Annotated in this window: 17 protein-coding genes; 2 read left to right on the top strand and 15 right to left on the bottom strand. The window is 74.2% G+C overall.

What is annotated here, in order from left to right:
• Positions 1 to 4: 4 nt before the first annotated feature.
• The 3 genes from ACIGG8_RS18170 to ACIGG8_RS18160 form a co-directional block, all read right to left on the bottom strand.
• Entirely contained in the window at positions 5 to 979 is a 975-nt protein-coding gene (locus tag ACIGG8_RS18170; RefSeq protein WP_396549084.1) for a M48 family metalloprotease, read from the bottom strand.
• 3 nt (positions 980 to 982) lie between these two features.
• Positions 983 to 1,408 (bottom strand): BlaI/MecI/CopY family transcriptional regulator, encoded by a 426-nt coding sequence (locus ACIGG8_RS18165; protein WP_350521538.1) that lies wholly within the window; start codon positions 1,406 to 1,408, stop codon positions 983 to 985.
• A gap of 168 nt (positions 1,409 to 1,576) precedes the next feature.
• Complete coding sequence (locus ACIGG8_RS18160) at positions 1,577 to 2,485, bottom strand: DMT family transporter (protein ID WP_396549082.1); 909 nt, start codon at positions 2,483 to 2,485, stop codon at positions 1,577 to 1,579.
• On the opposite strand from ACIGG8_RS18160, the gene ACIGG8_RS18155 reads away from it, so the two are divergent.
• Positions 2,484 to 3,938 (top strand): PLP-dependent aminotransferase family protein, encoded by a 1,455-nt coding sequence (locus tag ACIGG8_RS18155; RefSeq protein ID WP_396549080.1) that lies wholly within the window; start codon positions 2,484 to 2,486, stop codon positions 3,936 to 3,938. The genes ACIGG8_RS18160 and ACIGG8_RS18155 overlap by 2 nt on opposite strands.
• A 91-nt stretch (positions 3,939 to 4,029) precedes the next feature.
• On the opposite strand, the gene htpX is transcribed toward ACIGG8_RS18155, so the two are convergent.
• From htpX to ACIGG8_RS18100, 11 genes are all read right to left on the bottom strand, one after another.
• Complete coding sequence (gene htpX, locus ACIGG8_RS18150; RefSeq protein ID WP_350521541.1) at positions 4,030 to 4,893, bottom strand: zinc metalloprotease HtpX; 864 nt, start codon at positions 4,891 to 4,893, stop codon at positions 4,030 to 4,032.
• 246 nt (positions 4,894 to 5,139) lie between these two features.
• The gene (locus ACIGG8_RS18145; RefSeq protein ID WP_396549078.1) at positions 5,140 to 6,708 is read right to left on the bottom strand and encodes an NADH-quinone oxidoreductase subunit N; all 1,569 of its coding nucleotides are present in this window, start codon (positions 6,706 to 6,708) and stop codon (positions 5,140 to 5,142) included.
• A 56-nt stretch (positions 6,709 to 6,764) separates the two neighbouring features.
• Complete coding sequence (locus ACIGG8_RS18140; RefSeq protein WP_396549076.1) at positions 6,765 to 8,345, bottom strand: NuoM family protein; 1,581 nt, start codon at positions 8,343 to 8,345, stop codon at positions 6,765 to 6,767.
• Between the two features lie 53 nt (positions 8,346 to 8,398).
• The gene (locus ACIGG8_RS18135; RefSeq protein WP_396549075.1) at positions 8,399 to 10,459 is read right to left on the bottom strand and encodes an NADH-quinone oxidoreductase subunit L; all 2,061 of its coding nucleotides are present in this window, start codon (positions 10,457 to 10,459) and stop codon (positions 8,399 to 8,401) included.
• Positions 10,456 to 10,830: an NADH-quinone oxidoreductase subunit NuoK gene (nuoK, locus tag ACIGG8_RS18130; RefSeq protein ID WP_396549074.1), complete on the bottom strand. Its 375-nt coding sequence runs from the start codon at positions 10,828 to 10,830 to the stop codon at positions 10,456 to 10,458. Before nuoK ends, ACIGG8_RS18135 begins: the two co-directional genes overlap by 4 nt.
• The gene (locus tag ACIGG8_RS18125) at positions 10,830 to 11,609 is read right to left on the bottom strand and encodes an NADH-quinone oxidoreductase subunit J (RefSeq protein ID WP_396549072.1); all 780 of its coding nucleotides are present in this window, start codon (positions 11,607 to 11,609) and stop codon (positions 10,830 to 10,832) included. Before ACIGG8_RS18125 ends, nuoK begins: the two co-directional genes overlap by 1 nt.
• A complete protein-coding gene (locus ACIGG8_RS18120) occupies positions 11,606 to 12,187 on the bottom strand; it encodes a NuoI/complex I 23 kDa subunit family protein (RefSeq protein WP_396549071.1) in 582 nt (193 codons plus the stop codon). The genes ACIGG8_RS18125 and ACIGG8_RS18120 overlap by 4 nt, the downstream gene beginning before the upstream one ends.
• Positions 12,184 to 13,143, bottom strand: a complete 960-nt coding sequence (gene nuoH, locus ACIGG8_RS18115) for an NADH-quinone oxidoreductase subunit NuoH (RefSeq protein ID WP_396549069.1) — start codon at positions 13,141 to 13,143, stop codon at positions 12,184 to 12,186. The genes ACIGG8_RS18120 and nuoH overlap by 4 nt, the downstream gene beginning before the upstream one ends.
• Positions 13,140 to 14,282, bottom strand: coding sequence for an NADH-quinone oxidoreductase subunit C (locus ACIGG8_RS18110; protein ID WP_396549068.1), 1,143 nt, complete (start codon positions 14,280 to 14,282; stop codon positions 13,140 to 13,142). The genes nuoH and ACIGG8_RS18110 overlap by 4 nt, the downstream gene beginning before the upstream one ends.
• Positions 14,279 to 14,962 carry an NADH-quinone oxidoreductase subunit B gene (locus ACIGG8_RS18105; RefSeq protein WP_396549066.1) on the bottom strand — a complete coding sequence of 228 codons (684 nt, stop codon included), beginning with the start codon at positions 14,960 to 14,962 and terminating at the stop codon, positions 14,279 to 14,281. Before ACIGG8_RS18105 ends, ACIGG8_RS18110 begins: the two co-directional genes overlap by 4 nt.
• Positions 14,953 to 15,369, bottom strand: a complete 417-nt coding sequence (locus tag ACIGG8_RS18100; protein WP_350521727.1) for an NADH-quinone oxidoreductase subunit A — start codon at positions 15,367 to 15,369, stop codon at positions 14,953 to 14,955. The genes ACIGG8_RS18105 and ACIGG8_RS18100 overlap by 10 nt, the downstream gene beginning before the upstream one ends.
• A 316-nt stretch (positions 15,370 to 15,685) precedes the next feature.
• Here ACIGG8_RS18100 and ACIGG8_RS18095 point away from each other — a divergent pair, with 316 nt between their 5' ends.
• Complete coding sequence (locus ACIGG8_RS18095; protein WP_396549064.1) at positions 15,686 to 16,909, top strand: sensor histidine kinase; 1,224 nt, start codon at positions 15,686 to 15,688, stop codon at positions 16,907 to 16,909.
• Between the two features lie 162 nt (positions 16,910 to 17,071).
• On the opposite strand, the gene ACIGG8_RS18090 is transcribed toward ACIGG8_RS18095, so the two are convergent.
• Positions 17,072 to 18,148, bottom strand: coding sequence for a S1C family serine protease (locus tag ACIGG8_RS18090; RefSeq protein ID WP_396549115.1), 1,077 nt, complete (start codon positions 18,146 to 18,148; stop codon positions 17,072 to 17,074).
• Positions 18,149 to 18,544 lie beyond the last annotated feature (396 nt).

Here is an 18,544-nt window from a genome sequence, read left to right as displayed (position 1 = left end):
GGCCCTACAGCGGGGTGACGGCCTTCAGCACCAGCAGCAGGGCCACGGCGGCGTTGAGCGCGCACAGCGCCGACGCCGCCGTGCCGACGGCGGCGACCATCGCCGCCAGGCCCGCCGGGGTCTTGGCCGGCGGCCAGTTGCGGGAGGTCGGCACCGGGCCGAGCAGTGCGGCGACCCTGCGCGGCACCGGGCCGGCCGCCGCCGCGGCCGCCGCCGGGGAGGTTGGGGAGGCGAAGGCCGCGAAGCCTGGCGCCGGGGCCGCGTGCGAGACCAGCGCCGCCCGGGCCACCGCCCGCGCGGTGATCCGGCGGTCCCCCACGGCCTGCGCCGAGTCCTCGTCCGCCCACCGCTCCGCGCTGTACGCGACCGCCGACTGCAGCGGCCGCAGGAAGGGGCTGACGCACGCGGCGAGCTGGGTGGTCAGCAGGTACCGGTGGTGACGGTGGCGCAGGTGCGCCCGCTCGTGCGCGAGCAGCGCCTCCCGCTCGTCCGCCGCCAGACCGTCCAGCATCCCGGTGGAGACCACCACCCGCCCGGGCGAGCCCGGCAGCGCGTAGGCGTACGGGCTGCGGTCCGGCAGCACCGCGAGGTCACCGACCGTCTCCGGTCCTTCGGGCAGCCCGGACAGCGCCCGCCGGGCCCGGGCGCGCACCCGCAGGTGCCGGACGACCGTCCGGGCGCAGGCGAGGCCCACCAGTGCCAACAGCCACATCGCGGCCGTCCCGACGCTCTCGTGGTACGGCAGCGCGGCCCGCACCTCCGGGTCGGACCAGCTGTCCGGCAGCGGGTTGCCGGGGATCTGCGCGGTGCCCACCACGCCGATCAGTCCGAGGCAGAGCACGCTGCACACCGCCATCACCGCGCTGATCGCGGTCATCAGCCGGGCCGCGCCGCGCGGGTGCAGGTGCTGCTCGGTCAGGCGCGCGATCGGAACCGCGGTGAGCGGCAGGACGAGCGGGAGGAAGACGAAGAAGCCCACGGGTCAGCTCTCGCGGTCGGTCGCCGTCGGATCGGCGGAGGCCGCGTCGAGCAGCGCCCGCAGCAGGTCCTCGTCGTGCGGCAGCAGCGCGCTGACGAAGCTTGCCAGGACGGCGTCCCGGTCCGCCTCCCCGTCGAGCATCCGCCGCATCCGCAGCGCCGCCAGCCCGGCGGCGTCGGAGGAGGCCTGCCACAGGTAGGACCGGCCGGAGCGGGAGCGCGAGACGGCGTTCTTGGCGTGCAGCCGGGACAGGATGGTCATCACGGTGGTGTACGCCAGGTCGCCCTCCAGGCGCTCCTGGACCCACCCCGCGGTGGCCGGGCCGGGCGCCTGCTGGAGCACCGCCAGCACCTGCGCCTCCAGTTCGCCCTGGCCGCGTCGTCGGGCCGGCGCGTCCCCGGCCGCCGGGGCGTGCCTCTCGTCTGCCATGACGGCCCACTCCCTCCGGATGCCGCGCCCGGACCGACGGGCGCGGCTTCATCCTAACGAGCGCAGGACTGCTCCGAAGCGGTCGGCGCGGGGGTTCGGGGGCGTACGGTCGGCCGCGTCCGGGCCTCCCGTCCGCCCTCCCGTCCACCGTCCCGTCCGCCCTCCGGATCAGGCCCGGGCCCGCTGGGTCACGGCGATGCAGACCAGCACCACCGCCGCCGTGACCGGTGCGGCGGCCGGCAGGTCCTCGCCGAGCAGCAGCACCGACCAGACCAGCGTCAGCAGCGGCTGACCGAGCTGCAGCTGACTGGCCCTCGGCACGCCGATGGCGGCCATCCCCCGGTACCAGAGCACGAACGCGCCGAACTGCGACACCGCCGCGACGTACGCCAGCCCGACCAGCGCCTTCGCGCCGAACCGCACCGGCTCGGTGGCCAGCCCGAACGCCGAGGTCAGCAGCATCACGGGCAGCGCGGCCAGCACCGCCCAGGCGATCACCTGGGCGCCCGGGAGGTCCCGGGAGAGCCGCCCGCCCTCCGCGTACCCGGCCGCGCAGACCACCAGGCCGACGAACAGGTAGAGGTCGGCGAGGGTCGGCCGGCCATGGCTCTGCAGCAGGGTGAACACCAGGACGGCCGCCGCCCCCGCCAGCGCCGCCGCCCAGAACGCCCGGGACGGCCGCCGGCCGGTCCGCAGGGCCGAGACCACCGCCGTGGCCAGCGGCAGCACCCCGATCACCACCGCCGAGTGGGCGGTCGAGGAGGTACGCAGGGCGAGTGTGGTCAGCAACGGGAAGCCGAGGACGCAGCCGCCGGAGACGACCAGCAGGGCGGGCCAGTGCCGCCGCTTCGGCAGCGGGGCCGCGGCGGCCAGCAGGTAGAGCGCCGCCAGAACCCCGGCCAGGACACCGCGCAGGCCGGTCACGGACCACGGGCCGAAGCCGGTCAGGGACCACGCGGTGGCCGGGAAGCTGAGCGAGAAGGAGGCCACCCCGAGGGCGGCGAGGGCGGTGCCGGAGGCCGCGGCCTGCTGCGGTGCTATCGCCCGAGGAAGAGTAGCGCTATCTTGTACAGTCATGAATGAGCGTAGCAGTGTGGCCGAACTCGCCGATATCCTCCGGCGAGAGGTCGAGCGCTATCCGGAGGGACGGAAGCTGCCTGCCAGTCGGGCGCTGACGGAACGCCACCAGGTCAGCCCGGTGACGGTCTCCCGGGCCATCGCGGTGCTCGTCGCCGAAGGACTGGTGGTCTCCCGTCCCGGCGCCGGGGTCTTCCGGGCGGCGGCCTTCGCCGCGGCCCCGACCGCCCCCGCCGCACCGCCCGGGCGCACCGGCGACCTCTCCTGGCAGGAGATCGCGCTCAGCGCCGAGTCCGGCCCGCGCGACCTGCTCGCCGCCCCGGTGTTCGCCACCCTCCGGGTGCCGCCGCCCGACGTCATCGACCTCAACAGCGGCTACCCGCACGCCTCACTGCTGCCCGAACGCCTGCTCGCCACCGCCCTCGCCCGGGCCGGCCGGCGCCCCGGCGCCTGGGACCGCCCGCCCGTCGACGGCCTCACCGAACTGCGCGGCTGGTTCGCCCGCGACATCGGCGGCCACGGCGGACCGATCGGCGCCGGGGACGTCCTGATCACCGCCGGCGGCCAGAGCGGGCTCACCGTCGCCATGCGCTCGCTGGCCGCACCCGGCTCGGCGGTCCTGGTGGAGTCACCGACGTACCCGGGCATCCTGGCGGTCGTCCGGGCCGCCGGGCTGCGGCCCGTACCCGTCCCGATCGACGCCGACGGCGTCCGCACCGACCTGCTGGCGGACGCCTTCGCCGCCACCCGGGCACGGGTCTTCGTCTGCCAGCCGCTGTTCCAGAACCCCACCGGCGCGGTGCTCTCCCCCCGGCGGCGGGAGGAGGTCCTGCGGATCGCCCGCGCGGCCGGGGCGTTCGTGATCGAGGACGACTTCGCCCGGCTGCTGGCCCACACGGACGCCCCGGCACTGCCGCGCCCGCTCGCCGCCGACGACCGGGACGGCGTCGTGGTGCACCTGCGCTCGCTGACCAAGGCCGCCTCGCCCAACCTGCGGATCGGCGCCCTCACCGCCCGGGGCCCGGCCCTGGCCCGGCTGCGGGCCACCCAGGTGGTGGACAGCTTCTTCGTGCCCCGCCCGCTCCAGGAGGCGACGCTGGAACTGGTCGCCGACCCCGCCTGGGCCCGCCACCTGCGCACCCTCGGCGCCGAGCTGCGTGACCGCCGCACCGCCGCCGTCGCCGCCCTGCACCGCGAGCTGCCCGGACTCCTCACCATCCACCGCCCGGGCGGCTACCACCTGTGGCTGCGCCTGCCGGACGGCACCGACGACAGCGCCCTCGTCACGGCCGCCCTGCGCACCGGCGTCCAGATCACCCCCGGCCGGCCGTACCACGCCGCCGAACCCCCGGCCCCCCACCTGCGCCTCAGCTACGCCGCCGCCGAGAGCCCCGCCCAGGTGGCCGAGGGCATCCACCGGCTGCGCCTGGCCTACGAGGAGACGACGAACTGAGAGCGGGGCGACGGACCGCGGACGGGTGACGGCTGACGGCTGACGGCTGACGGCTGACGGCCCGAGCGGAGCGTCCCGGGCAGCGGACCGCCTACCGCCCGTGACCCGCCATCCGCTCCAGGCGGGCGATGCGCTCCGCCATCGGGGGGTGGGTGGAGAACAGCCTGGCGCCGGCCTCGCCCGGGCGGAACGGGCTGGCGATCATCATGTGGCTCGCCGTCTGGAGCTGCGGCTCGGGCGGGAGGGGGAGCCGGCGGGTGCCGGCGTCGAGCTTGCGCAGGGCGCCGGCGAGGGCGAGCGGGTCACCGGTGATCCGGGCGCCGTCGGCGTCGGCCTGGTACTCGCGGGAACGGCTGACCGCCATCTGGATCAGTCCGGCCGCGAGCGGCCCGAGGATCATGATGGCGAGCATCCCGAACAGCCCCGGCCCGTCGTCGTCGTCGGAGCGGCCGAAGGGGATCAGCCAGGCGAAGTTCACCAGGAACATCACCACCGAGGCGAGTGCCCCGGCGACCGAGGAGATCAGGATGTCCCGGTTGTAGACGTGGCTCAGCTCGTGGCCGAGCACGCCCCGCAGCTCCCGTTCGTCCAGGATCTGCAGGATGCCCTCCGTGCAGCAGACCGCCGCGTTGCGCGGGTTGCGGCCGGTGGCGAAGGCGTTGGGCGCCGGGGTCGGGGAGATGTAGAGGCGGGGCATCGGCTGACGGGCGGCCGTGGAGAGCTCGCGCACGATCCGGTACAGCTGCGGAGCCTCGAACTCGCTGACCGGCCGGGCCCGCATGGCCCGCAGCGCGAGCTTGTCGCTGTTCCAGTACGCGTAGGCGTTGGTCCCGAGGGCGATCAGCAGGGCGATGATGAAGCCGGTGCGGCCGAAGAAGCTTCCGATCACCAGGATCAGCGCCGAGAGGCCGCCGAGCAGGACGGCGGTCCTCAGTCCGTTGTGCCGGCGGTGCACGTCAGGCCCTCCAGTGGTGCGGTGGGGAAGCCCTTTCTGCCTCGTCCCTCTTGCCCCGTCAACGGGCGGGGCCGGGGACCTTGTTCCCTTGTGACCGACGCGACACCGACGCGGCACCGACGCGGCACCGCAGCCGCACCACAGCACAGCCCCGCCCCACGGCCCCGGCGCACCGCACCGCACCGCGCCGCCGGTGCCGGCGCCGCACCACGCCGCGGGGACCGGCCGGCCCGCCCGGGTGCGGGCTCAGAACAGCGAACCGCCCGCGACCTGCAGCACGAGCTGCGGTGCCACCGACAGGACCACCGCCGCCGAGGCGGTGAGCCCCAGGGTCGCGGACAGGCTGACCGGCAGCCGGCGCTCGGTCTCGACGGCGACGCCCGCCGGCGCCTCGGCCGCCGGGGCGAACAGCCGCGCCGTCCACAGCAGGTAGTAGTACAGGGCGACGACCACGTTGACGGCCATCAGCACGGCCAGCCAGCCCAGCCCGGCGTCGACGGCCGAGCGGAACACCACGACCTTGCCGAACAGGCCGATCACGCCCGGCGGCAGCCCGGCCAGGCAGAGCAGGAAGAAGGCGAGCGCGAGCGCCGTCCAGCGACGGCGGGCGAAGAGGCCGCGGAAGTCGTCCACGCTGGTCCCGGCCCGGCGGCCGACCGCCGCGACCACCCCGAAGGCACCGAGGTTCACCACGCCGTAGATCAGCGCGTACGCGGCGGTGGCGCCGAGCTGGTCGGCCCCGGTCGGCGCGTAGCCGGCCGCGGCGAGCGGCACCAGCAGGTACCCGGCCTGGCCGACCGAGGACCAGGCGAGCAGCCGGACCGCGCTGTACCGGGTGTCGAAGCGCTGGCGCAGCGCGCCGACGTTGCCGACGGTCATGGTGACGGCGGCCAGCACCGCGAGCACCAGGCCCCAGGTGTGCGCGTAGGGCCGGAAGGCGACGGTGGTGGCGAGGGCGAGCCCGGAGAGGCCGGCCGCCTTTCCGACCACCGAGAGGTAGCCGGCCACCGGCAGCGGGGCGCCGGTGTAGGTGTCGGGCACCCAGAAGTGGAACGGGACGGCGGCGACCTTGAACGCGAAGCCGACCAGGGTCAGCACCGCGCCCGCCTCGGCCAGCGGCTTGAGCTGTCCGGGGGCGTGCTCCAGGCCCTGGGCGACGGCGCCGAGGTGCAGGCTGCCGCTCGCCGCGTAGACGAAGCCGATGCCGAGCAGCATCACGGCGGTCGCGGTCACGGAGGAGACGAAGAACTTGAGCGCGGCCTCCGCGCCCCGGCCGTCCCGGCGCAGCGCGACCAGGGCGAAGGCGGGCAGCGAGGCGACCTCCAGGGCGATCACCATGGTGGCGAGGTCGCGGGAGGCGGGCAGCAGGGCGGCGCCGGTGGCGCTGGAGAGCAGCAGGAACCAGTACTCGCCCCGGGGGAGCTTCTCGTCGTCCACCGTGTGGATCGACAGCAGCGCCGCGATCAGTGCGCCGCCGAGGGCGAGCAGCTGGAACACCAGCGCGAAGTGGTCCGCGACGTAGGAGCAGCCGGCCGCGGCGGCGCCGATCGGCGGAGTGTCAGTGACTCCTGTTACGTTCTGCACGCAGAAGGTCGCTCGGGGTGACCCACCGGTGAGGGGAAGGAGCGCGATGAGGGCGAGGGCGAGTCCGGCCGCGGTGAGGCGGCCGAGCCACTTCTTGTGCCGCTCGGGCAGGAACAGGTCCGTGACCAGCACGGCGAGGGCGGCCACGGCGGCGATCAGCGGGGGCGCGATCGCCACCCAGTCCACGGACTGGATCAGGCTGCCCGGGTTGGCTACGGCGAGGGAGGTCACAGTGTGCTGCCCCGTGGAGTGAGGTCCGAGTGCGGCGGTCTGGGCTGCGAGCACGGTCAGCCACCCCCGAGGAGGTGCTTGACGGCGGGGTTCGAGAGGCCGAGCAGCAGCGCGGGCCAGAGGCCGGCGAGCAGGGTGAGCGCGGCCAGCGGCGTCCAGCTGACGGCCTCGTACGGGCGCACGTCGGCCACCTCGGCGACCGGCGCGGGCTGCTCCGGGTCGCCCATGCAGACGCGCTTGACCATGATCAGCAGGTAGGCGGCGGTGAGGAGGGTGCCGAGACCGGCCAGGACCATGTAGGTGACGAAGGCGGGGCGCGACAGGCCCTCGGCCGGGTCGAACGCGCCGAACATGGCGAGCACCTCGCCCCAGAAGCCGGCCAGGCCGGGCAGGCCGAGGCTGGCCACGGCGGCGAAGGCGAGCAGTGCGCCGAGCCGTGGCGCCCTGCCGTACAGCGCGCCGCCGGTGGCGCCGGCGAGGGTGTCGAGGTCGGCCGTGCCGTAGCGGTCCTTGAGCGCGCCGACGACGAAGAACAGCAGGCCGGTGATCAGGCCGTGGGCGATGTTGGCGAACAGCGCGCCGTTGACGCCCACCGGAGTGAGGGAGGCGATGCCGAGCAGCACGAAGCCCATGTGGCCGACGGAGGAGTAGGCGATCAGGCGCTTGAGGTCGCCCTTGGCGCCGGGGCGGGCCAGCGCCAGACAGGCCAGTGAGCCGTAGACGATGCCGACGGCCGCGAACGCGCCCAGGTAGGGGGCGAGCGTCGTGGTGCCGTCCGGCACGATCGGGAGGAGGACGCGGACCAGACCGTACGTGCCCATCTTCAGCAGCACGCCGGCGAGCAGCACCGAGCCCACCGTCGGGGCGGCGGTGTGCGCGTCGGGGAGCCAGCTGTGCAGCGGCCAGGCGGGGGCCTTGACCGCGAGGCCGAGCAGGATCGCGAGCCCGGCGATCACCTGGGTGGTGTGGCTCATCCCGCTGCCGTGGGCGGCGGCCAGCGCCTGCATGTCGAAGGTGCCGGTCCTGGTACCGATCAGCAGGAAGCCGAGCAGCATCACCGCCGAGCCGAGCAGCGTGTAGAGGATGAACCGGTTGGCGGCCGGGGCCTTCGCGCCGCTCCCCCAGCGGGCGATCAGGAAGTACATCGGGATCAGCACGATCTCGAAGGCCAGGAAGAAGAGCAGGAGGTCCAGCACCGCGAAGGTGGCGAGCATGCCGACTTCGAGGAGGAGGAACAGCCCGACGAAGGCCTGCGCGGACGGACGGGGCTCGTCAGGGGCTCCGCCCCGGGCGTCCCCGTTCGGCAGCCGCTTCTCCGAGTACAGCGCGCAGAGGAAGGTGAGCAGCGCGGTCAGCACGATCAGCGGCAGCGAGACGCCGTCCACGCCGAGGTGGAGGCGCACGTGCAGGGCCGGGATCCAGGACACGTCGGTGGTGGCCTGCATCCGGGCGGGCTCGTCCTGGTCGAAGCCGGCCGCGAGGGCGACGGCGAGCAGGAGCGCCACGCCGGTGACGACGGTGTTCAGCCGCAGCGCCCGACGGTCGGCGACGGCTCGCTCCGGGCCGAACACCGGCGCCAGGGTGAGCGCGGCGCCGAGCAGCGGCAGCACCAGGAGGGCGATGAGGACTGCGTTCATCGGGGGCTCCTACGTGCGGCGGTCGAGGGGACGGGGGTGAAGGACAGCACCGGCTACACCGCCACCAGGACGGTCAGCAGGACTACGGCGGCCAGCAGGGCGCTGAGGTAGGTCTGCGCGTTGCCGGTCTGCGCGAGCCGGACGGCCCGGCCGAGCAGGTTGGCGCCCACGCCGCTGCCGCGCACGTAGGTCTCGATGACCTCGCGGTCGAGGAAGCAGACCAGTCGGGCGGCGGCGACCACCGGTCGGACGAACAGCACGTGGTACAGCCGGTCGACGCCGAAACCGTGCCTGGCCGGTCCGAACAGCGGGCCGAGCAGGGTGCGCCCGGGGTCGGCGACGATCACCTCGACGGCCGGGGCTCCGGCCTGCTCCGGCACCCGGCCCGCTGCGGCCGGGGCGAGCCGGCCGGCGCCCAGCCGGGCGGTCGCCGAGCGCCAGGCGCCGTATGCGGCGAGCATGCCGACCACGGCGAGCGTGGTCCCGGTGACGGCGGTGACCCCGGAGGGCCGCAGCGAGCCGCCGTCCAGCAGCCCGGGCAGCCAGTCCGTGCGCAGGCTGGTGACGCCGAAGGCCATGGTCGGGACGGCCAGCACCCAGAGCGGCCAGCGCATCGCGGGCGGCTCGGCGGTGGCCGGGTCGGCCTCGTCCAGCTCGGGCGAGTACGGCGCGTCGGCCTCGTGGTCGGCCACGACGGTGGCCCCGTCCGCGGCGGGCAGCACCTGCGGTGCGGCAGCGGCGGCACCGGCCGGGCTGTGGAAGGCGACCAGGAAGAGCCGGGTCGCGTACGCGGCGGTGAGCAGTGCGGTGAGCGCGGCGGAGATCAGCACGATCCACCCGGCCGCCTCCGGCACCGCCGAGGCCGGGCCGAGGCCGTTGGTGAGCGCCTCGCCGTTGGCGGCGTGCTCGGCGGCGGTCAGCACCGCCTCCTTGCTGAAGAAGCCGGAGAACGGCGGCAGCCCGATCAGGGCGACCAGCGCGATGCCCATCGTCCAGTAGGCGTCCGGGACGCGCTTGCGCAGCCCCGGCATCCGGGACATCGCGGAGATCGAGTTGGTGTGGGCGGCGTGGATCACCACACCGGCGGCCAGGAACAGCAGCGCCTTGAACGCGCCGTGGCTGACCAGGTGGAAGACGGAGGCCTCGCGGTCGCCGCTGGCCAGCGCGCCGGCCATGTAGCCGAGCTGCCCGACGGTGGAGTAGGCGAGCACCCGCTTGAGGTCGTCCTGCGCGAGCGCGCACAGCGCCGAGCCGATCATCGTCACGGCGGCCATCACCGCGAGCACGACCAGCGCCGCGCCGGACAGCAGGAAGACCGGCAGCAGCCGGGAGACCAGGTAGATGCCGGCCGCGACCATGGTGGCGGCGTGGATCAGCGCGGAGACCGGCGTCGGGCCGGCCATCGCGTCCGGGAGCCAGGTGTGCAGCGGGAACTGCGCGCTCTTGCCGGCGACCCCGCCGAGCAGCAGCAGTGCGATCAGGGTCGGGTGGCCGAGCCGGCCCTCGGTCGCGGCGGCCAGCACGTCGGTGATCCGGAAGCTGCCGGCGTCCGCGCCCAGCAGGAAGATCCCGAACAGGAAGGGCACGTCGCCGAGCTTGGTGACCAGGAAGGCCTTGAGCGAGGCCGAGCGGGCGTCCTCGGTCTCCCAGTGGTGGCCGATCAGGAAGTACGAGCAGACGCCCATGACCTCCCAGCCGACCAGCAGCACGACCAGGTCGCCCGAGTAGACCACCAGCAGCATGGCCGCGGTGAACAGCGAGACCAGTGCGGCGTACGAGGGGTAGCGCCGGTCCTGCTTGAGGTACGCGGTCGAGTAGACCTGGACGCAGGTGGCGACCAGGCCGACCAGCACCGAGATCAGCGAGCTGTAGCCGTCCAGGTAGAAACCGAGGGAGATGTCCGGGCCGCCGGTCGGGGTGAGCCGGGTGGCCACGTCGAGGGTCTGGCCGGTGCCGAGCTGGAGGGCGACCACCAGCGCGAGCACGGCCGAGACGGCGACCGGGACGATCGCCAGCGGCCGGGCCAGCCCGGGCGCCTTCTTGCCGGTGGCCAGGGTCGCGGCCGCGCCGAGCGCGGGCAGCGCGGGGACGAGTGCGGGCAGGGCGAGGTTCATGCGGCGGCCTGGCCCTTCAGCGCCTCGGCTCCGTTCGGCGCCTCCTCGACGGCGAGCGACTCGGCCGGATCGCCGAGCGCGGTGGCCCGGTCGATGTCCGCGGTGCCCCGGGCCCGGAACAGCAGCAGGACGATGGCGAGCCCCAGGCCGATCTCGGCGGCGGCGACGGTGATGGTGAACAGGGTGAGCGCCTGCCCGGCGTGCAGCGAGTCGCGCAGCCAGGCGTCGAAGGCGACCAGGTTGAGGTTGACGGCGTTGAGCATCAGCTCGACCGACATCAGCACCAGGACGGCGTTGCGCCGGGCGAGCACGCCGTACACGCCGACGCTGAACAGCAGCGCGGCGAGGACGACGGGGTAGGCGAGGTGCATCAGCTCTCCTCCGGCGCGGACGGCGCGGACGGCGCGGACGGCGCGGGCGCAGCGGACGGCCCGGGCGCAGCGGCTCCCGGAGCGGCGGCCCCGGCGGCAGTCCCCGGAACGGCGGCCTCCGGCGCGGTACGGGGCGCGGTCGCGGCGACCGTCCCGTTCGACCCGACCGGCCGCCCGGCGCGCAGCCTGCCCGCCCGGGGCGCCGGGACCCGCCGCTTGTCCCCGCGCGACAGCACGATCGCGCCGACCAGCGCCGCCAGCAGCAGCACGGACAGCGCCTCGAAGGGCAGCACCCAGTGCCGGAACAGGCTGGCCCCGGTGACGGCGGCCGAGCCACCGCCCGTACCGAGGTCGATCCACGACGTCCGGAAGGCGTCGACCACCAGGGTGACCAGCGTCCCGGCCGAGGCCAGCGCCACGACCAGGGCGACCCAGCGGTTCTTGGAGTCGGCGTCCGGCGAGCGCCCGATCGGCGCCTTGGTGAGCATCAGCCCGAACAGCACCAGGACGACCACCGAGCCGAGGTAGATCAGCACCTGTACCCAGGCGATGAACTCGGCCGTGAGCAGCAGGAACTCCACCGCCAGCCCGCCGAGCGCGACGACCAGCCAGAGCGCGGCGTGCACCAGTTGCTTGGTGGTGACGGCGACCACGGCCGAGCCGAGCACGGCGATGCCGACCAGCAGGAAGACGATCTCCTGGCCGGTCGGGGACAGGAAGGAACGGGCGGCCGGCTCCAACGAGCCGGTCGCCGCGAGAAGCGTGGCGGCGGTGCTCATGCGTCGTCACCCTTCCCTTCCGATTCCGGTGCCTGCGGTGCCTCGGCCGCCGCGGCGGCGGCCGCGGCCAGTTTGTCCGCGGCCTTGCGCGCGGTGGTGATCTCCTTGGGTTCCTCGGCCGCCGGGTCCAGCGCCGGCGGCGCCGGGACGGTCCACATCCACTCGCGGAGCTTCTCCCGCTCGTGGGTCAGCTCGTGGATGTCCGTCTCGGCGTACTCGAACTCCGGCGACCAGAACAGCGCGTCGAAGGGGCAGACCTCGATGCAGATCCCGCAGTACATGCAGAGCGAGAAGTCGATGGCGAACCGGTCCAGCACGTTGCGGGTGCGGGCCCGGGCGTTCGGCTCGGCCGCCGGCAGCGTCTCCTTGTGGGAGTCGATGTAGATGCACCAGTCGGGGCACTCGCGCGCGCAGAGCATGCACACCGTGCAGTTCTCCTCCAGCAGCGCGATGACGCCGCGCGAACGCGGCGGCAGCACCGGCTGCACGTCGGGGTACTGCGCGGTGACGCTCTTCTTCGTCATCGTCCGCAGCGTCACGGCCAGGCCCTTCGCCAGGCCGACACCGGGAAAGCTCATGAGATCGCCACCTTGATGATGCCGGTGAGGGCCAGCTGGACCAGGGCGAGCGGGATCAGCCCCACCCACGCGAAGCGCATCAGCTGGTCCTCGCGCAGACGCGGGTAGGTGACCCGCAGCCAGATGACCACGAAGGCCAGCGCGAAGGTCTTGAGGAGCATCCAGAGCCAGCCGAGCTGGTCCGACATCGGCCCGTGCCAGCCGCCCAGGAAGAGCACCGCGGTCAGCGCGGAGATCACCAGGATGCCCACGTACTCGGACAGCAGGAACAGCGCGAACCGCAGACCGGTGTACTCGGTGTACGCGCCGAAGATGATCTCCGAGTCGGCGACCGGCATGTCGAACGGCGGGCGCTGCAGCTCGGCCAGGCCGGCCGTGAAGAACACGAACGCGCCGATGATCTGCCACGGCAGCCAGTACCACTGCCAGGAGTCCACGATCCCGGGCAGCGACAGCGTGCCGGCGGCCATCGCCACCGAGGCCGCCGCCAGCACCATCGGCAGCTCGTACGACATCAGCTGCGCGGCCGTGCGCAGACCGCCGAGCAGCGAGAACTTGTTCGCCGAGGCCCAGCCGGCCATCAGCTTGCCGATCACGCCGACGCCCATCACGGCCAGCACGAAGAACAGCCCGGCGTCGATCGCCTGACCGACGAAGCCGTTCGGGCCGACCGGGATCGCCAGCAGCACGAAGAGGTACGGCAGCAGCGAGACGGCCGGCGCCAGCTGGAAGATCCGGCGGTCCGCCCCGGCGGGGACGATGTCCTCTTTCTGCGCGAACTTCACGCCGTCCGCGACGAGCTGCGCCCAGCCGTGGAAGCCGCCGGCGTACATCGGGCCGAGCCGGCCCTGCATGTGCGCCATGACCTTGTGCTCGGTCTGGCCGATGACCAGCGGGAACACCAGGAAGACGACGAGGGTGGCGACGCAGCGCAGCACCGTGTCGAGCAGGTTCACGCGCCGTCTCCGTCCCGGTCGGCCGGGGCGGCCGCCGTCTCGTCCTTCTGCTCCGGTTCGGCCGGCTGCTCCGCGGGCCGGTCACCCGACGGGGCCGCGGGCTCGCGGCCCGGCGTCTCCTCGTCGTGGGCCGGCACCGGGTTGTGCCAGGGCGCGTCGGAGGACGAGGGCCGCGCCGGAGCCGGACGCTCCGGCTTCGGCTCGTCGGCGGTCTGGCTGACCGACCCGTCGGAGACCGACCTGGTCCGCCGCGGCCGGTCCGCCCGCACCGCCGGCGCACCCTCCGCGGGAGCACCAGCACCCGCAGCAGAGGCACCGGCGCCGGAGGCACCGGCAGCGGCGGCGGGCGCCTCGGCGGGAGCCGCCTGGCTCGCCGAGCCCTCCGCCACGGAACGCGTCCGCCGCGGCCGGTCCGCCCGTACCGCGGGCGCGCCCTCGGCGGGGGCATCGGCAGCAGCGGCACCGGCAGCGGGGGCCCCGGCGGCTGCACCGGCGGCCGCGGCCGCCCGGGGCGTGCGCGCCGCCGCGCCCGCCGCCCGTGCACCGCGCGCGGGCCGCTCGGCGACCGGCGGCAGGGTGCCCCTGAGCGGCCCCCACTCGTTCGGGTCCGGCACACCGGCCGGCTGCATCTTGCGCCGGGCCGGCCCGCCCCCGTGGTCGGACTCGCCCGGCTCCTTGGCGCCCGGCCAGTCCTTGGCGACCCGGGCCGCGAGCACGAACTCCTTGCGCAGCGGGTGCCCCTCGAAGCCGTCCGGCAGCAGCAGGGTGGCCAGGTAGGGGTGCCCGGGGAAGTCGATGCCGAACATCTCGTGCGTCTCGCGCTCGTGCCAGGCGGCACCGGCGTAGACGGGGACGGCGGTCGGCAGCGCCGCCTTGTCGCGGGGCACCCTGGTGCGCAGCGCGAGGTGCCGGACGCCCGGCGTCTCGACGGCGGCCAGGTGCGCGACCACGGCGAAGCCCTCGCCGAGCTCGTCGACGGCGCTCAGCCAGTCGAAGAAGCCCAGGCCCAGGACGTCCCTGGCGTTGGTGAGCGCCTCGATCCAGTTCTCGGCCGGGACGTCGACGGTGATCAGCCCGTACGCCTCGGCGCCGGTCGCCCACTCCCCGACCGACGCCGCGTACTGCTCCGCCGTGGTCACGAGACCCCTCCCTCACTCGAAGACCCCGCCGCGGACCCGGCCGCGGGCCCGGCCGCGGAATCCGCCGACGGCCCCGCCACCAGCGGACGGCGCAGCGCCGCCGCGGGCGCGGCGTAGCGGCCGGGCAGGGACTCCTCGGCGATCTTCTCCTGCAGCTTGAGGATGCCCTGGAGCAGCGCCTCGGGCCGGGGCGGGCAGCCGGGCACGTAGACGTCGACCGGGATGATCTGGTCCACGCCCTTGGTGACCGAGTACGAGTCCCAGTAGGGCCCGCCGGAGTTGGAGCAGGCGCCGAAGGAGATGACGTACTTCGGCTCGGGCATCTGCTCGTAGAGCCGCTTGACGGCCGGCGCCATCTTGTCGGTGACCGTCCCCGAGACGATCATCAGGTCCGCCTGACGGGGGCCGGGCGCGAACGGGATGACGCCCATCCGGATGAAGTCGTGCTTGGCCATGGACGCGGCGATGAACTCGATCGCGCAGCAGGCCAGGCCGAAGTTGAAGCACCAGAGGCTGTAGCGGCGGCCCCAGTTGAGCACCACCTTGACCGGGTCCGGCGCGAGCCGGGCCAGCGGTCCGAGGCCGCGGCGCTCGACGGCGCCGGGGCGTGCGGGGTCCGGCAGCCCGAGCGGGACGGGACCGCCCTGGGCGCCGTGCGAGTGGGAGTGCGTCACGTCCATTCCAGAACGCCCTTCTTCCAGGCGTAGAGCAGCCCGACCGCGAGGAAGCCGATGAAGAGGAACATCTCGATCAGCGTTCCGGTGCCGTACCCGGCGGCGGCGAAGACGGTCGCCCACGGGAACAGGTAGATCGCGTCGACCGCGAAGATCACGTACAGGAAGGCGTACACGTAGTAGCGGATCTGGGTGTGCGCCCAGTCCTCGCCCACCGGGTCCACGCCGCACTCGTACGCGAGGAGCTTCTCCGGTGAGTGGACCACCGGCCGCAGCAGGCGGTTGGCGGTGAACGCCACGGTCACGAAGAGCACCCCGACGACGGCCAGCAGGCCCATCGCGGCGTACGCGTCGAAGTAGCCGCTGCCGACCGCCGGGTCGGCCACGACGGCAGCCGCCTGCTGCCCCTCCATGCCCTTCGCCTCCACCTCGGCCGTGAACCAGCCCCTCAAGGCAGTTCTACGACGTTTCCTCGCGCGGTCATAACCACGGTCACAACCACGGTCACAACCATGGCCAATGCGTGAGTCTAAGGGGACGGCTCCGCTCCGCCCGAACCCTGCCCGCTCCGCAAGACGTCCCGTGGACACCCCGGTGAACACCCGGCGCCCGGTACGGGGGGTGGGGATAACCCCCGACCGGGAAGATGTATCACCCCCATGGCATCCACCGCCCCCGGTTCGGGAAGCTTGCTCCCGTCACACGAACCGAGAGGGACGGTAGATCCGGATGAAGCCGCTGCACCGCCGCGCCGTGGGCGCCGTCAAGGAGCAGGACGCTCGGATGGAGCGCCCGCCGCTGTACGGCGCGCGGATGTGGCACCGGGCCGGGCACCTGCTGCTCAACCTGCCGCTCGGCATCGCCGGGTTCGTCCTCGCCGTCACCACGCTCTCGGTCGGCCTGGGGCTGTCCGTCACCGTGGTCGGCCTGCCGCTGCTGGCGGTGGGGCTGGCCGCCCAGCGTTCCCTGGGCGCGCTGGGCCGCCGCCGGGCGCGGGCGGCGTACGGCTCCGGGATCGACGAGCCGGGGCCGGTGCGCCCGCGCCGCCCGGGTGTGGTCGGCTACACCATCGCGCACCTGACCGACCTGCTGAACTGGCGCACCGCGCTCTACAACGTGCTGATGCTGCCGTGGGGCATCCTCAGCTTCACCCTGACCCTGGTCTCGGTCGTGGTGCTGTGGCCGGTACTGCCCTGGGTGATCCGCGGCATGGCCGCGACCGACCGGATCCTGATCGAGTCGCTGCTCTTCCCCGGGGCGCTGGCCGAGCGGGTGCGCGAGCTGGAGGACGACCGCGGCGCGGTGGTCGACACCGCCGCCGCCGACCTGCGCCGGATCGAGCGCGACCTGCACGACGGCGCCCAGGCCAGGCTGGTCGCGCTGGCGATGGACCTCGGCATGGCCAAGGAGCGGCTGCGCGAGGTGGAGACCGAGCAGGACGTGGCGGCCGCCGCGAAGATGGTCGACAACGCCCACGGCGAGGTGAAGCTGGCCCTGCAGGAGCTGCGCGACCTGGCCCGCGGCATCCACCCGGCCGTGCTCACCGACCGCGGCCTGGACGCCGCGCTGTCGGCGGTCGCGGCCCGCTGCACCGTCCCCGGCGGGGTCAAGGTGAACGTCGACCTGACCGGCCGGGACGGCGAGCCCGAGCGTCCGGACTCGGCGGTCGAGGGCATCGCCTACTTCACCGTCAGCGAGTTGCTGACCAATGTCTCCAAGCACGCCGGCGCCCGTACCGCCTCGGTCGACGTCTGGCGCTCCGACCACCAGCTGATGGTGCTGGTCCAGGACGACGGCAAGGGCGGCGCGGCCCCCTACCCGGGCAGCGGCCTGGCCGGGCTGGCCGAGCGGGTCCGCGCGGTGGACGGGGTCTTCCTGGTGGACAGCCCGGACGGCGGCCCGACCACCGTCACCATCGAGCTGCCCTGGCACACCCGCACCGCCCGCCGCTGACCTCGCACCCTGCCGCCGATCTGCCCGGCCCGCCGCCGACCCGCGGACACGGCAAGGCGCCGGGCCCCCGTCGAGGCAGTGACGGGGGCCCGGCGCCGGTCCGGTACGGAGGCGGCCCGCGGAACCCTTGCGCGGCGTGCGGCCCGGCGCGCCGTACCGGGGCTACGGGGACTGCAGCGTGCCGAGGGTGACGTCGGCGGTCTGGGTGTTGCCGTCCCGGGTGTAGGTGACGGTGGTCTTGGTGCCCGGGGTGAGCGAGGCCAGCGCGGTGGTCAGCGCGTTCAGTGAGTCGACCGGGGTGTCGCCGATCTTGGTGATGACGTCGCCGGGCTGCAGTCCCGCCGAGGCGGCCGCGCCGCCCGGGCTGACCGCCACGATCACCGCGCCGGCCGGCTGGAACTGCTGGTTGAAGGTGGTCCGGGCGGTGATGCCGAGCGCGGCCCGGCCGGAGTTGGTGACCTTGCCCTGCTTGATCAGCTGGTCGGCGATGTTGGTGATGGTGGACGCCGGGATGGCGAAGCCGATGCCGGGGGCGGCCGCGCCGTTGGTCTCGGGTTCGGTGGCGGCGAGCGTGTTGATGCCGATCACCTGGCTGTCCAGGTTGACCAGTGCGCCGCCGCTGTTGCCCGGGTTGATCGCGGCCGAGGTCTGCACCATGTTGCCGATGGTGGCGCCCGGCGAGCCGCCGCCCTGGGGCTCGGCGACGGTCCGCCCGGTGGCCGAGACGATGCCCTGGGTGACGCTGCCGGCGAGCCCGAGCGGGCTGCCCATGGCGAGGGTGATCTGGCCGAGTTGGACCTTGCTCGAATCGCCGAAGACCGCGGGCTTGACGGCGCTCGGCGGGCTGTTCAGCCGGATCACCGCGAGGTCGGAGTCGGGGTAGCTGCCGACCAGGCCGGCGTCCAGCGCCTTGGTGCTGTTGGCGAGGGTGACGGTGAAGGTGGTCGCGGAGCCGACCACGTGCGCGTTGGTGACGATGTCGCCCTTGTCGTCGTAGACGATCCCGGAGCCGAGGCTGTCGCCGGTGACGATCTGCACCACCGAGGGCAGCACGTCGGCGATCACCTTCTGGTACGCGTCCTGCAGCTGGTTCCCGCTCTGCGCGGGGGCCGGGGAGGCCTGCTTGGAGGCGGAGGAGGCGCCGGCCGCGGGCGAGGACGGGGCGGAGGAGGACGAGCCGCTGCTGCACCCGGTCAGGGCCAGCGCGGCGGCCACCGCGACCGCTCCCGTCGCCGGCAGCCGGGTGTGCGCGGCCTTGGGGCCGGTCGGCCGCGGCCCGGCGGGGAGGGGTCGGGTGTGTTCCTTCTTGCGGCTCACCTGGCTGCCTCCGATTCGTCACCACGCCGGGAGCGCGGGTGTGGGAGCACGGAAATCGTTGTCAGCATTTCACCGGTTTGTCCGGTTCGCTGGCCGGACTCGCCCGGAAGGCCCACCCGAACCGGGCGCCCAGGGCCCGCCTTCAAGCCCCCGTCGTCCGCCCGAAGGGCGGGCGGGGCGGCGTTGGGGTGCGTGCATCGCAAGGCGGAGGATGGGGGCACCTCCCGGCCGGAGGCTGGGGGAGAGTCCATGCGGTGGGGGCACCTCCCGGCCGAAGGCTGGGGGCCATCGGCGACTGACGACAACGCGGCGAGGTGC

The sequence above is a fragment of the Kitasatospora sp. NPDC085464 genome (genome assembly GCF_044541955.1).
GTDB lineage: Bacteria > Actinomycetota > Actinomycetes > Streptomycetales > Streptomycetaceae > Kitasatospora.
Note: the sequence above shows the minus strand (reverse complement) of the source record. Positions and strands in the feature narration are given on the sequence as shown.